Origin of the sequence: Marinobacter nauticus (genome assembly GCF_003634635.1) — a bacterium.
Classification (GTDB): Bacteria; Pseudomonadota; Gammaproteobacteria; order Pseudomonadales; family Oleiphilaceae; genus Marinobacter; species Marinobacter nauticus.
This window is the reverse complement of record NZ_RBJB01000004.1, coordinates 486768-500561: the sequence shown is the minus strand read 5'-3', so window position 1 is coordinate 500561 and position 13794 is coordinate 486768. Positions and strand designations below refer to the sequence as shown.

General features: G+C 60.7%; 8 protein-coding genes. 2 read left to right on the top strand and 6 right to left on the bottom strand.

Features of this window, described 5'->3' with window-relative positions; translation table 11 throughout:
* Window position 1: 1 nt before the first annotated feature.
* From C7436_RS13650 to C7436_RS13640, 3 genes are read right to left on the bottom strand one after another with little or no spacing between them, the layout of a single operon-like run.
* Window positions 2-685 carry an ABC transporter ATP-binding protein gene (locus C7436_RS13650; RefSeq protein WP_022993374.1) on the bottom strand — a complete coding sequence of 228 codons (684 nt, stop codon included), beginning with the start codon at window positions 683-685 and terminating at the stop codon, window positions 2-4.
* Window positions 686-700: 15 nt separating this feature from the next.
* Window positions 701-3853, bottom strand: coding sequence for an efflux RND transporter permease subunit (locus C7436_RS13645; protein ID WP_121208159.1), 3153 nt, complete (start codon window positions 3851-3853; stop codon window positions 701-703).
* Window positions 3850-5091 (bottom strand): efflux RND transporter periplasmic adaptor subunit, encoded by a 1242-nt coding sequence (locus C7436_RS13640; protein WP_121208158.1) that lies wholly within the window; start codon window positions 5089-5091, stop codon window positions 3850-3852. Before C7436_RS13640 ends, C7436_RS13645 begins: the two co-directional genes overlap by 4 nt.
* A gap of 114 nt (window positions 5092-5205) precedes the next feature.
* Between C7436_RS13640 and C7436_RS13635 the strand changes: the two genes are divergently transcribed.
* Window positions 5206-5652, top strand: coding sequence for a potassium channel family protein (locus tag C7436_RS13635; RefSeq protein WP_121208157.1), 447 nt, complete (start codon window positions 5206-5208; stop codon window positions 5650-5652).
* 10 nt (window positions 5653-5662) lie between these two features.
* Here the strand turns inward: C7436_RS13635 and C7436_RS13630 are convergent, their stop codons facing one another.
* The 3 genes from C7436_RS13630 to C7436_RS13620 form a co-directional block, all read right to left on the bottom strand.
* Window positions 5663-8893: an efflux RND transporter permease subunit gene (locus C7436_RS13630; protein WP_121208156.1), complete on the bottom strand. Its 3231-nt coding sequence runs from the start codon at window positions 8891-8893 to the stop codon at window positions 5663-5665.
* A 6-nt stretch (window positions 8894-8899) separates the two neighbouring features.
* On the bottom strand, window positions 8900-9952 hold the full coding sequence (locus C7436_RS13625; protein WP_121208155.1) for an efflux RND transporter periplasmic adaptor subunit: 1053 nt from the start codon (window positions 9950-9952) through the stop codon (window positions 8900-8902).
* A 189-nt stretch (window positions 9953-10141) separates the two neighbouring features.
* On the bottom strand, window positions 10142-12187 hold the full coding sequence (locus C7436_RS13620) for a TonB-dependent receptor domain-containing protein (RefSeq protein WP_121208154.1): 2046 nt from the start codon (window positions 12185-12187) through the stop codon (window positions 10142-10144).
* A 251-nt stretch (window positions 12188-12438) separates the two neighbouring features.
* On the opposite strand from C7436_RS13620, the gene gdhA reads away from it, so the two are divergent.
* Window positions 12439-13788, top strand: a complete 1350-nt coding sequence (gene gdhA, locus C7436_RS13615) for an NADP-specific glutamate dehydrogenase (protein ID WP_011783856.1) — start codon at window positions 12439-12441, stop codon at window positions 13786-13788.
* Window positions 13789-13794 lie beyond the last annotated feature (6 nt).

The following is a 13794-nucleotide window of genomic DNA, read 5'->3' as shown; positions in this document are numbered from 1 at the left end:
TTCAGGGCCCGCCCTGGTGCCCGAGGTCCAGTTGATGCAGGCAACGGGCTGCCAGGTCCGCATCGTGGGTCGCCAGCACCAGCCCACAGCCATGGCGGGCCTGGAGTTCGAACAACTCATCGGCGACAGTCTCAGCCGTCCTCCGGTCCAGGCTACCGGTCGGCTCATCCGCCAGAATCAGTGCCGGCCGGGTAACAAATACCATGGCCAGCGCAGCCCGCTGGCGTTGGCCACCGGAAACCTGATCCGGATAACGCTGGCCCAGCTCACCAATGCCCAACCTCTGGAGCCAGTCGCCAGCGCTGGTGTCGTCCCGGCCAGCCAGGCGCGCTCGCAACCGGATATTATCCAGCAGGGACAGGGTCGGCATCAGGTTGGCATCCTGAAAGACCACGCCGAGTCGGCTCTGCCTCAATTCGCACCAGGTTCGCTCCAGGGCCTTGCCCGTTGGCGCGCCATCCCCGGCCAAAGGCTGTCCCAACATCGCCAGCCGACCGGAACCGGGAGACTCCAGACCACAAAGAACATTCAGCAGCGTGCTTTTCCCGGAACCGGACGGGCCGGTGAGCGCCAGCGACTCGCCTCGCCCCAGATGCACACTCAGTTCCCGCAACACGGTCACATGCTGGTCGCCGCTCTCGAACTGTTTACTCAGACCGGTGACACTGATCAGGTTATCGGCCATGTTTTCTCCCGGTATTCAGTCGGCAGCCCCCAGAGGTTCTGCCGCACCGTTCCTGCGTTGGGCACGCCATTCCCGGAATTGCTCGACCCAGGACAACAGCGCTGGAATCACCAGCAGCACCAGGAAGGTGGACAGTCCCAAGCCAAAGGCAATCGACGTTGCCATGGGAATCAGGAACTGGGCCTGCAACGACGTTTCGAACAGCAGCGGTGTCAGCCCCCCGATGGTCGTCAAGGACGTCAGCAGAACCGCGCGAACCCGCTGCACGGCGGCCTCATTCAGGGCATCCGTGATGTCCAGCCCCTTCTGCCGTTGCTGATTGTAGAAAGCCACCAGAATAATGGCGTTATTCACCACGATACCGGACAGGCCGAACAACCCAAACAGCGACAGTATGGTGAGCTGCAGCCCCATGATCCAGTGGCCCAGGAGGGCACCGACCAGGGCAAAGGGAATAATCGCCATGACGATCAGGGGCAGACTCCAGGATGCAAACACCCAGGCCAGCACCACATACATCAGGGCCAGGCCGATAAGCAGCCCCGTTTGCATGTCCGCCATGGTTTCGCGTTGATCGGCCGAGCGGCCCTCAAAGCTGTAGCGCACACCGTGGCGACTGGCGATCTCCGGCAAAGGCCCGGACTGCAGGCTTTCAAGAATCTGGTCGGTGGTGGCAACCCGGGTATTCAGCGCCGAGGTGACCTCCACCGCAAGCTTGCCATCGGCATGGCGCAGGGCCTGGAATCCCTGGCGGTGATCCAGGTTCATCACCTGGGTCAGCGGTACAAAACGGCCATCGGGGATGCGGATAGTCATGCGCTCCAGGGTGGAATATTGCTCCCGTTGCGCCCTCGGCAACTGCACCCGGACTTCCACCTCATCGCGACCATCCTGGTAGATCTGGGCGATCCGGCCATCAAATGCCGCCCGCAACTGTCGGCCCAGATCCACAGTGGTCAGCCCCAGGGCCTCACCATAAGGGCTGACCTGATAGAGCAACTGTTCTCGGCCCCAGGGCATATCGTCTTCCACATCCAGCACGCCCGGCAGGGTATCCAGAGCCTGGGCCACTTCATCCGCTGCCCGCTTCAGGGCCTCTGCGTCATCACCGGTCAGTCGCACATTGACATCTCGCCCGGGCGGGCCGGCCTGACGCTCGTTGATGTTCAGGGCATCGAGTCCGGCCGGCAGCGTCATACGGCTGCGCCATTCCCGAATGAACTCGGCATTGCGCACAGAACGGCTGTCCGAAGGCACCAGCTCCACCAGCATGGAGCCAAGCTCGTCATCGTTCCGGGAACTGCCCTCAGCCCCTTGAGTAGCGCCGTAGGTGGTCACGGCATGGAGTACGAGATCGCCACCCAGGGCCTCCTCCGTTTCAGTGAGTGAGCGCTGCATTTCCCGGATGAAGCGCGCCACCGTGTCCTTATCCGTGCCCGCCACAAAGCTGGCATTGGCGTAGAACACCGATGGTTCCGGCGTCGGGAAGAAATTGAACCCAAGCCGTCCACCGGCCAGCAGGCCGACGGTGACAATAGCCAACGCCAGTGCCGAGGCTACGGTCATGCCCCGGTGCTTCAGGCTGTAGCGAGAGAACCGGCGGAAAGGGCCGTCGCGGAAGGTATCGAACCGTTGCTCAAATTCCCGGCGCAAACGGGCCACGGCGTGAGGGCGTCGCTCTGGCTGATTCTCGGAAACCTTGCGGACAAAGGCATGGCGAAGATGGGCTGGCAAGACCACGAAACACTCCAACAGAGAGGCAATCAACACGCAGATCATCACCACCGGAATATCGCCCAGGATATTGCCTATTACACCTCCCACCACCAGCAGTGGCATGAACGCCGCCACCGTGGTCAGGGACGAAGCCAGTACTGGCCATACCATACGCTTGGCAGCGCCTTCGGCGGCGTAGATGGACTGCTCTCCCATACGGGCATGGGCGTCCGCGTCTTCCCCCACCACGATGGCATCGTCAACGATCACCCCCAGGGCCATGATCAGGGCAAACAGTGAAATCATGTTGATGGAGCCGCCGATCAGCCATAGCACGCCCAGGGCGGCGAGAAAGGCGGTGGGAATACCCACCGCCACCCAGGCGGCGACCCGCCCGGGAAGAAACAGGTAGAGCAGCCCCACCACCAGCACCAGACCACCCAGGCCGTTATTCACCAGCAGGGAAATCCGGTCTTCAATCAACTGCCAGGTTTCGTCGTAAACCTTGATATTTACGGTGGCCGGCAAGGTCGGGCGGGTATCCGTCAACCAGGACTCAAACACCCGCGCGGCGGTCAGGGAGTTGCCGTTTTCCGCCCGCTGAAGCTGCAGCTCTACGGCGGGCATGCCGTTGTTTTCCATGACCGTCTGGTTGTCCCGGGCTTCCTGGCGGATGATGGCTATGTCACCCAGTTGCATGCGGATGCGATCACCGCTGAGCACCGGAATGGTCTCGAAGGCCTGGGGGCTGCGTCGCTGCTCCACCGCCCTCAGCTCTCGGGTGGCATCCTGCTGAGCCATCATCCCCGCCGGCAGGTCACGGGACAGCGACGCCACCCGATCGGCAATCTGTTCCAGCGAAAGGCCCAGGGATTCCAGCCGCTCCACCGGCACATCAATACTGATCTGCTGCTCCGGCAGGCCCCGGAGCGTGACCCGGTCGATGCCCCGGTCCAGCAATTCATCTTCAAACCGGTACACCAGCTGGCGCAACTCGGCCCGGTCGACATCACCGTAAACCAGCAGCCGGGCCACCGGTTCGTACCGTTCAACCCTGGCCACCTGCGGTTCTTCGGCATCCGCCGGCAAGTTATTGAACTCGTCGACCTGCTGGCGCACGTCATCCACCGCCTGTATCGGGTCGGTGCCTTCATGGAATTCCAGGGTAATGGACGACACCCCCTGCGCCGACGTGGAGGTCATCTTCTTGAGGCCGTCGACGCTGCGCAGACGCTGCTCAAGCGGGTCGGTAATACCGCGCTCCACATCCTCGGCCGACGCCCCACTCCACACCACCCGCACGCTGACCACATCCAGGGCGAAAGTAGGGAAGAACTGGATATTCATGCGGGTCAGGGCCATTACGCCACCGAGCAACATCACCAGCATCACCAGATTGCCGGCCAACCGGTGATGGACAAAAAAGCCGATCACACCCTTTTTGCGACTCATGAGGCCGGTGCCCCCTCGCTATCCGCCAGTTTTACTTTCAGGCCGGTGATCGCATTGGGCAGGTGGGTGGTGATCAGGCGCATGCCCGGTTTCAGGTGTTCACTGGCGATCAACAACCGGCGCGCACCGTTCTCGCTGAGTGCCTCGCCGACCCGTTGCACCGTCACCCGCTGCATACGGTTATCATCAGTCATGATGTAAACACTGTCGGCCCCGTACAGTGCGCTGAAGGGTATGGCAATCAGGTTGTCCCTTGCTGGCCGCTGTAGCAGCAGTGGCTGCAAAGCCCCGGGCCGCAAGGCTCCCGATTCCCCGTTCAGCTCCAGCACCGCCTCGGTACCGGCCGGATCAGACAGGCCGGCAAACCGGACCAGCTCAAAGCGCTGGCCGGAATTCTCAGCGGTAGCCGTTAGTGTTGCCCCCTCGGCCAGGGCATCCACCAACTCGCCGAGATACATCTGCGGCACCCGCGCCCGGACTTCCAGCCCCTGTATCGGATAGATGCTCAACAACGCCTGATTGCGGGATACCTGATCGCCAGCCGCCACTTGCAGGTTGGTGGCCATACCTTCAAAAGGCGCTGTTGATACCGCCCGCTCACCGTCCAGTTCTGCCGAACTCAGACTGGCCCGGGCCTGCGACAACCGGGCCTCAAGGCTTTGCAGCCGGGCCGGATGCTCAGCTATGGCCCGCTCCCGGGTACGAACGGTCAACTCCGCCCTGGCCAGCGTATCGGTGGCAGCCTCAAGGTTCTCGCGGGAGGCCAGGTTGCGCTCAACCAGCGACTGAATGCGCTCAAACTGGCGACGGGCGTTGTCCAGAATGGCCTTTTCACTCTCCAGGGATTGCTGATCGTTGCGGTATCGCACCTGTTCGGACCGCACCTGCGCCTCCAGGTCGGCGACCTGGGCCCGGGCCTGGGCAAGTACCGGCTCGATATCGGCGGAATCCAGCTCGACCAGCAAGTCACCTTCGCTCACCTGCTGCCCTTCCCGTACCGGTAACCGGTCAATACGCCCGGCCAGAGTGGCGGTGATGGTCTGCAGATCCGGCGCCACCACCTCACCATACAGAGGCAACACCGGGGTCGCACGAGTGGGATTGACCTCCTGCACCTGCACCAGCCAGCTGCGCTCGGTGGCGGATACTTCCGCCGGTTCCGGCCGGGTTGCCTTCAAAAGCAGGAAGCCGGCAATACTCAGGGCGATCATCAACAGGGGAAGCAGTTTTCTGGACATGGACAGTCAATACTCTGATTAAATGAAAGTGCGCGAAGGCAACGAATTTACTATACAATTTTCAACAGGTTCCGGATTACTCCGGCAGGTTTCCCGGCTTCAGGACCGACTCCGTTGGACGCCACTCACGATACTCTGATCAACGTCACCCTGCTGAACATCCTTCTGGTGTGTGCCGTTGTAGTGATACATAACGAAGTCCTGATCCGTTTGAGCGGCCTTCTCGCACGCATGCGTCAAAGCCACCATTTCCGTTTGATTGTGGCGGTGCTCGGCTGCCTGACCGCCCATGCCCTGCAAGTCTGGATCTTCGCCACGGCCTTTTATTTCATGCACCATGCCGAGGGCTGGGGCCAGCTAACAGGCAACTTCAGCGGCACCATGCTGGACTGTGCCTATTTTTCCTTCACCACCTTCACCACCCTGGGCTATGGCGATATCGAGGCGATTGGTCAACTCCGGTACCTTACTGGCATTGAAGCGCTTACTGGTTTTCTGTTGATTACCTGGAGCGCCTCCTTCCTGTTCCTGGAAATGCAGCGCTACTGGCCAACCCGATAGCCACCACGCCTCAGATCCATTTGCACCGGGCCAGGGTGTAATACAGCAAGGGCACCACGATCACGGTAAACAGGGTCGACATCGCCAGGCCGAACACCAGCGAAATTGCCAGCCCGTTGAAAATCGGATCACTCAGGATAAAGTAAGCGCCCACCATGGCCGATATAGCCGTCAGCAGGATGGGCTTGATGCGCACCGCACCCGCCATGACCACCGCCTTATCAAGCGCCATGCCTTCTTCCATTAATTGCTGGATAAATACGACCAGCAGGATGGAGTTACGCACAATGATGCCGGCCAGGGCAATCATGCCAATCATACTGGTGGCGGTGAACTCCTTATCCAGCATGGCATGGCCCGGCATGATGCCGATCAGGGTCAACGGAATCGGTGCCATGATGATCAGGGGCAGCAAATAGGAACGGAACTGGGCCACCAGCAGCACAAAGATCATGAAGACACCCACGCTGTACGCGGCGCCCATGTCCCGGAAGGTTTCGTAGGTAATCTGCCACTCACCGTCCCACTTCAGAGTACCTTTTTCCGGCAACGGCGGTTGCTGGATAAAGAACTGCTCCGGAGCATCCGCCTGATTTTCCAGCAAGTCCACCATGCGGAACATGCCATAGAGGGGCGAGTCGATGTCTCCGGCCATATCGGCCGTGACGTAGGTCACTGGCAGCAGATCCTTATGATAGATGGCCCCCATCCAGTCCGCCTCCCGCACGTCTGCGATGCTGGCCAACGGCACCAGTTCACCACTGCGACTGCGCACCTGTACCGAAAGCAGGGCCGAGGGCTGTGCCTTGTCACCCTCGGCCAGAATCACCCGAATCGGCACCGGGTATTTGGCCTGGTCATCATGCAGATAACTGACACCAGCCCCGCCTAGCGCGGTCTGCAAGGCGCTAACCACCTGCGCCTGGGAGACCCCGAGCCGGACTGCCCGAGCCCGATCCACCACCACTTCCCATTGCCGGGTGGGAGCCTCCAGGGTGGTATCAATATCCACCAGACCCTCGATACCGTTCATATCGTCAGCAATCAGGGTTGCCAGTTCCGCCCGGCGGAAGGCATCGGCGGCATAGATTTCGGCCACCACTGGCGACAGCACCGGCGGCCCCGGTGGCACCTCAACAATTTTCACCTTGGCACCGTAGCGATCGGCAATGGCTGTCAGCGGGCCACGCAGGCTCTGGGCAATCTGGTGTGATGGCCGCTCTCTGTGCCCGGAGCCGGCCAGATTTACCTGAATATCGCCCTGATAGGGTTCGCTGCGCAGATAATACTGCCGCACCAGCCCGTTGAAATTGATGGGCGATGCGGTACCGGAATAGGTCTGCCAGTCGGTGACTTCTGGAACCGTTTCCAGATAATGGCCCATATCAGTGAGCACCCGCTGGGTCTGTTCCACCGGCGTGCGCTCAGGCATATCCAGAATCACCTGCAGCTCGGATTTATTGTCGAACGGCAGCATCTTGAGAATGACCGCCAGAAAGACCGGCAAGGACGCTGCCGCCAGCGTCAGCAGCACCACGCCCAGACCCAGAAAACGGCGGCGCCAGGCATGGTCGCCCAAAAACGGTCCCAACACACCGTTGAAGATCTTCAGCGCCAGCGGGCTTGCACCCTCGGCGGAACTGGTGGCCTCACCGCCGTCGTCCAGCTCCTGGCCCTTTTTGTGTTTTAGCAAACGGAAGGCCAGCCAGGGGGCGACCACGAAGGCGACAATCTGCGAAACTACCATGCCGGCCGAGGCATTGATGGGAATCGGGCTCATGTAGGGGCCCATCAGGCCAGTCACAAACGCCATAGGCAGCAGCGCGGCCATGATGGTCAGGCTCGCCATAATGGTGGGGGTACCCACCTCATCCACCGCCACCGGGATGATGTCCCTGATCGAACGGCGAGTGTTCTGGATGCGCCGGTTGATGTTCTCGGTGATCACGATGGCGTCATCCACCAGAATCCCGATGGAAAAGATCAGCGCGAACAGCGACACCCGGTTCAGGGTAAAGCCCCAGGCCCAGGAAAACACCAACGTTAGCAGCAGTGTAATCAGTACCGAAATACCGACAATCAGGGCCTGGCGCCAGCCCATGGCCGCCAGCACCAGCAGCATCACCGCCACGGTGGCGGACACCAGATCGGAGATCAGTTTCTGTGCCTTGTCGGAGGCGGTCACCCCGTAATCCCGGGTCACCAGCACTTCAATATCCGGTGGCAGGGCCCGGTTACGAAGTTCATCCAGCCGCTGCTCGATGGCGGTGGTGATGTCGATGGCGTTTTCGCCGGGCTTCTTGGCAATCGCCAGCGTCACCGCCGGATACACCTGGCCGGCCACGCCTGCCTTATGCTCCGGGTGGGCCGGGCCGAAACCGACCATCACGCTCTGGTCCGGCACCGTCCCGCCACGGCGCACTTGCGCCACATCATCCATGTAGACGGCCGCCCCTTTGTGCATGCCCACCACCAGGGAACGGACATCGTCTACGGATTCCAGCAGCGTTCCGGCCTGTACCGGAATGGAGACGTTGTCGCGGGTTACTCGGGCTTCCTGGCTGGCCGCGTTGCCGGCATTGAGCGCACTCGCGATGTCCTCGGTGGTGAGGCCATAGCCCGCCAACAGCGCCGGATCAAACAGGATGTCCACCCGGTCCGGTACGCCGCCGAGGGTATAGATGTCCCGGGTACCGGGCACGCGCTTGAGGGCCACTTCGAGCATGTGCGCCAGCCGGGTGAGTTCTTCCCCGGAATGGGTGTTGGTGGGATCAAACAGGGTCAGGCTCATCACCGGCACATCGTCTATACCCCGGGGCTTGATCAGTGGCTGGGAGGCTCCGAGATCCGGCGGCAGCCAGTCCTGGTTGGAATACACCTGATTGTAGAGCCGCACCAGTGCTTCCTGGCGGGTAATGCCTACCTCGAATTCAACGGTCACCACCGCCTGGCCCTGTCGTGACACGGAGTAAACATGCTCTACGCCCTTGATCTCACTCATCACCTGTTCGGCCGGCGTGGCAATCACACTTTCCACTTCGCGGGCACTGGCTCCCGGCAGCGCCACCATGATGTCGGCCATGGTGACATCAATCTGGGGTTCCTCTTCTTTTGGCGTGACGATCAGCGACAGGACACCGAGGATGATCGCCAGAATGGCCAGCAGCGGGGTCAGATGATTGTTCTGAAAGGCCCGGGCAATGACACCAGACAGGCCAACCGGGGGCAATTCCTGACTCATGGCCGCTTACTCCCCGCTTGCCGCTGAGGAACCGGGCATGGCCAGTGTTTCGCTGCCCACCAGAACCCCCGGATTGCTCACCACCTGTTCACCGGCACTGAGCCCCGATAACACCTCCAGCCGCTGACCATAGCGAACGCCGGGGCGAATCTGGCGCAGCCGTGGTTCGCCCTCAGGGTTGATCACGAACACGGCCCGCAGTTCACTGCGCTGAACCAGGGCAGACACCGGAATCCACAGTGCCTCCCGGCTCGCCACCGGCACACTCACTTTCACCAGCATGCCCGGGAACAAGGCACCATTGGGTTCGTTGAGCTGAAGGCGCAGCCGGAAGGTATGGGTTTGCGGGTTGGCATAGGGATAGAACGTCATCTCGCCGGTCTCCAGCACCCGGCCATCGGGCAGGGTCACGGTGGCCTGGCGCTGGCTGCGGGCAACATCGGCGTATTTCTGGGGAAGGTCCACCACCACCCGCAGCTGTTCAAGGGACAGACCGCTGAGCAAAGGCTGACCGGGGCTCACAGATTCACCAAGCTCGACATGCCGTTCGGTGAGAATGCCGCCATAGGGGGCGATAATACGGGTGTAGTCCAGCTGCTTGCGGGCTTCGGCCACGGTCGCTTCCGCCCTTTCCACCCTGGCCTGGGCAGCACTCAGATTATTGCGAGCCTGGTCGAATTCCTGCCGCGACACCAGGCCCCGTTCATGAATGGCTTCGATTCTTTGATACTGCTGACGGGCATCCTGCAACCCGGAACGGGCTTCCTGCAATCCGGCTTCGGCCTGGTTGAGCCGGGCCTGCTGTTCGCTGTCTTCCAGGCGCACGATCAGATCACCGGCGGCAACGGAATCATCCACATCAAAGGGCAGCTCCACCACCGTACCGCTGGTCTGGGCGGATACGGTACTCTGCTGAACCGCTTCAATAACACCATCAAGATGGGCGGTTTCCTGCAGGGTGGCCCGCGTTACCGCCTGCGTTTCCACGGTCTCAGCCGATAAAGCGGAACTGATCAGCATCAGAAGCAGCACCCGGATCGCCTGAACAAAGTCGCCCATCTTAGTTATTCCTTTAGAGAATTACCTGATAACCAATTGTAGCATTACCCCTGACACCCTTCAGTCTAGTTGCTGTCCTTGCGAACCGGGTTTGATCAACGACAAAAAAACCCCGGATGGAGTGACCTCCACCCGGGGTATCAATGTCACCCGCCGGCTATGAGAAGCGGGTAACCGCCATAATCGTTTTTACCACCGGGCCGTAAGCGCTGCGCGCAACGTGCGCCCGGGCTCATTAACCCGGAACACCCCACTGTCGGCCAGGTTGTCCTTACTGACATGGTTCGCCCAGGTATTGTCGAACAGGTTATCCACTGCCCAGGTCAGGCTCAGATTGGCCATGAGCGGATGGGTGCCGGACAGGTTGAACACGCCGTATCCCGGCGAAGTACTGGGGTCCAGTCCGGATTCCAGGTCTACCCGATCCTGGCGACGGGCCAGTTGCCATTCGGCTTCCAGAGTATGGCCCTGATAATGCCAGCCCAGGGTCTGGATAAACTGGATAGGCGGAATCCGCGGCAGCGCCTTGTCGGCATCCCGGTTTTCGCCGCGTACGGAGGCCAGCTTGCTGGTGCTGCTCCAGGTACCGTTGCTCCATCCCAGCATGCCCTCAACACCAAGCAGGCGGGCGCTGATATTTTCATAGCGGGTGTCCGTGGTGTTGTTGGGGTTGCGGATGTCAAAGCGGTAGACATAGTCATCCACCTGATCTACCCAGACAGCCGGGCGCCAGCTCCACTCGCCCTGATTGCCGGGCAGGCTGACTTCCAGCTTATGGTGTTTTTCGGTGTCCAGATCCGGGTTTCCGATCCAACTGCTTTTCATGGTCTTACGGGCAACATAGCGCTCATTCACGCTGGGGGAGCGCACGCTGTGGCTGGCCGTAACCTCAAGGGCCTGGACCGGAGAAAAACGCCACTCCCCGGTCAGGAAACCACTCACGTTGTCATCGTTGGCTTCGGTATCGTTTGCACCATAGGCCGAGGCGTAAAGTCCCGAAGGGGAGAACGTCATCATACCGCCGGCCATCGGAGTAAACGTCTGGTCTGCTCGAGTGGCATCCATTTCAACCCGGTCATAACGGATGCCAGCACCGAGGCGGGCATTGGCGCGGATCTGGTGGAAGGCTTCCACAAACACACCTACCCGGTCTCGCTCGACGCCCGGCCACATCAAAGAGGCCTCGTGGTCGAGATTCATGCCGTTGTACATGGTGGCATCCCACTCATTGCTTTCCACATCGACACCAAAGGCAATGTCTTTGGTGTAGTTGATGGTCTGATCCAGCACCAGTCGGGCGCCCCGGGTACGGGTTTCCGAGTTGGTCTGCATTTTCATGGGCATACCCATATTTACCGGCGGCTCACGCAGGCTGAAATTATCCATCACGTGATCCACATCTGCCTGCCATGCCATCAGGTTCCAGCCGCCGCTGGCTACCGGCGCTCCCAGCTCCAGACGGTACAGGTCGGTATCCGTTTTCGGTGCATCCATACCCCGGCCGGGGAACTTTACATCCCGCTCTTCCTGGCGACTGGCCAGGCCTTTGATGTAGAAGCCATTATCAGCGGTCCAGGCGGCATCCACCCGGCCTTCAGAGTTTTTATAGGCGCTGCGGACGTCGTTACCGTCGCCGTCTTCATAATCGTCGGCTTCGTCGTAGCCGCCAGCGAGGCGGATAAACGTTTCCTTGTCACCGACCGCCACGCTGCCATTCACCAGCTTGCCTTCACCATTGTCGGCACCGCCGACGGTCAGGTGGCCGGTTGTGCGGTTGTCATCAGCAAATTCCGGGGCGGCGGTGGTGGCGACCACCTGGCCGCCGGCAATCGGGCCCCAGCGCAGGGTGCGGTTGCTGGTGCGCACTTCCAGTACCGGCGCCAGCGCTGTGCTCAAACGGCTGGTGGGCGGATCCATCCGGCTCGGACACGCTCCCTCCACCCGCATGCCGTCAAGGAGAACCTCCACCCGTTCTTCGTTCTGGCCACGGATCACCGGGTCCAGACCACGGCCACCCATGCGCGACAGCGAAACCCCGGCATCCGAGGACAACCGCTGTACTGGCTCGGTCTGAACGGCCGCCGCCGATAGTCGGGCGGCTTCGGCCGACTGACCTTCGGTCACCCGGATCAACATCAGGGCATCGGTTTCAGACTGGGCATGGGCAAGAGGGGCGACAGCATAGCCGGCCATCACAAGGCTGATACAGCGAGCCAGGTGGGTTTTTCTCATCATGGTGTGGCGGGTCCTTGGAGCGTTCGGATCAGGTGTTTCGTGAATTAGCCGGAATTGTATGCCGCTTCTTTTTCACTGGCTTGAGACACAATGCCGCACCCCCTTGGGGGTATCTCCGCCGGGTGGGCCACCGGGCTTAGCAGCGGATTCACTTGCCAACTACCGCACCGCTGTGGTGCAATCACTGCCCTTTTTTTGGGCACCGCATTTCCCTGCGACCTTCAATACGCGTATTCCGAGGGCATGACACCATGACTGCAAAACTCGACGAAAAGCTGGAACCGATCTTTCGGGACGTTCTTCATCGCAACCCGGGTGAGAAAGAATTCCACCAGGCGGTTCACGAAGTACTGGAAACCCTGGGGCCCGTGCTGGTGAAGTACCCGGAGTTCGCGGACAAGAAGATCATCCAGCGCATCTGCGAACCCGAGCGCCAGATCATCTTCCGTGTGCCCTGGCAGGACGACAGCGGTGAGATCCACATCAACCGAGCCTTCCGTGTCGAGTTCAACAGTGCTCTTGGCCCCTATAAAGGTGGCATGCGTTTCCACCCATCTGTTTACCTCGGCATCATCAAGTTTCTGGGCTTCGAACAGATCTTCAAGAATGCCCTGACCGGACTGCCCATCGGCGGTGGTAAAGGCGGCAGCGACTTCGACCCGAAAGGCAAGTCGGACGACGAAATCATGCGTTTCTGCCAGAGCCTGATGACCGAACTGTATCGCCATCTGGGCGAGTACACCGACGTTCCCGCCGGTGACATCGGCGTCGGTGGCCGCGAGATCGGCTACCTGTTCGGCCAATACAAGCGCATCACCAACCGCTACGAATCCGGCGTATTCACCGGCAAAGGCCTGGACTGGGGCGGCAGTCGCGCCCGTACCGAGGCCACCGGTTACGGCACCGTGTTCTTCACCCACGAAATGCTCAAGGCTCGTGGTGACTCCCTGGAAGGCAAGACCGTGGTGGTGTCAGGCTCCGGCAACGTAGCCATCTATGCCATCGAAAAATGCCACGAACTGGGCGCCAAGGTAATTGCCTGCTCCGACTCCCAGGGCATGATCGTGCATGAGAAGGGCATTGACCTGCAGACGGTCAAGCGCATCAAGGAAGTGGAGCGCCGCCGCATCAGCGCCTACACTGAATACCACAAAGACGCCAGGTACGTGGAAGACGGCAACATCTGGAGCGTTCCGTGTGATGTGGCCCTGCCTTGCGCCACCCAGAACGAACTCAACGGCAGCGATGCCAAGACCCTGGTGGAAAACGGCTGTATCGCAGTTGCCGAAGGCGCCAACATGCCGACCACGCCGGAAGGCATCATCATCTTCCAGGACGCCAAGATTGCTTACGGCCCGGGCAAGGCCGCTAACGCCGGTGGTGTTGCAACTTCCGCCCTGGAAATGCAGCAGAACGCCAGCCGCGATTCCTGGACTTTCGATTACACCCAGAAGCGCCTTGAGGAAATCATGATCGATATCCACAAGAACTGTTACGAGACCGCCGCAGAGTTTGGCGCTCAGGGTAACTATGTGCTGGGCGCGAACATCACCGGGTTCCTTCGCGTAGCCAAGGCCATGACCGCCATGGGCGTGATCTGATCACGC

What these genes read in the sequence shown, in the direction of transcription:
- C7436_RS13650 (WP_022993374.1), bottom strand. Translation starts at nt 685, where the DNA reads ATGGCCGATAACCTGATCAGTGTCACCGGTCTGAGTAAACAGTTCGAG.
- C7436_RS13625 (WP_121208155.1), bottom strand. Translation starts at nt 9,952, where the DNA reads ATGGGCGACTTTGTTCAGGCGATCCGGGTGCTGCTTCTGATGCTGATC.
- C7436_RS13620 (WP_121208154.1), bottom strand. Translation starts at nt 12,187, where the DNA reads ATGATGAGAAAAACCCACCTGGCTCGCTGTATCAGCCTTGTGATGGCC.
- C7436_RS13630 (WP_121208156.1), bottom strand. Translation starts at nt 8,893, where the DNA reads ATGAGTCAGGAATTGCCCCCGGTTGGCCTGTCTGGTGTCATTGCCCGG.
- C7436_RS13640 (WP_121208158.1), bottom strand. Translation starts at nt 5,091, where the DNA reads ATGTCCAGAAAACTGCTTCCCCTGTTGATGATCGCCCTGAGTATTGCC.
- gdhA (WP_011783856.1), top strand. Translation starts at nt 12,439, where the DNA reads ATGACTGCAAAACTCGACGAAAAGCTGGAACCGATCTTTCGGGACGTT.
- C7436_RS13645 (WP_121208159.1), bottom strand. Translation starts at nt 3,853, where the DNA reads ATGAGTCGCAAAAAGGGTGTGATCGGCTTTTTTGTCCATCACCGGTTG.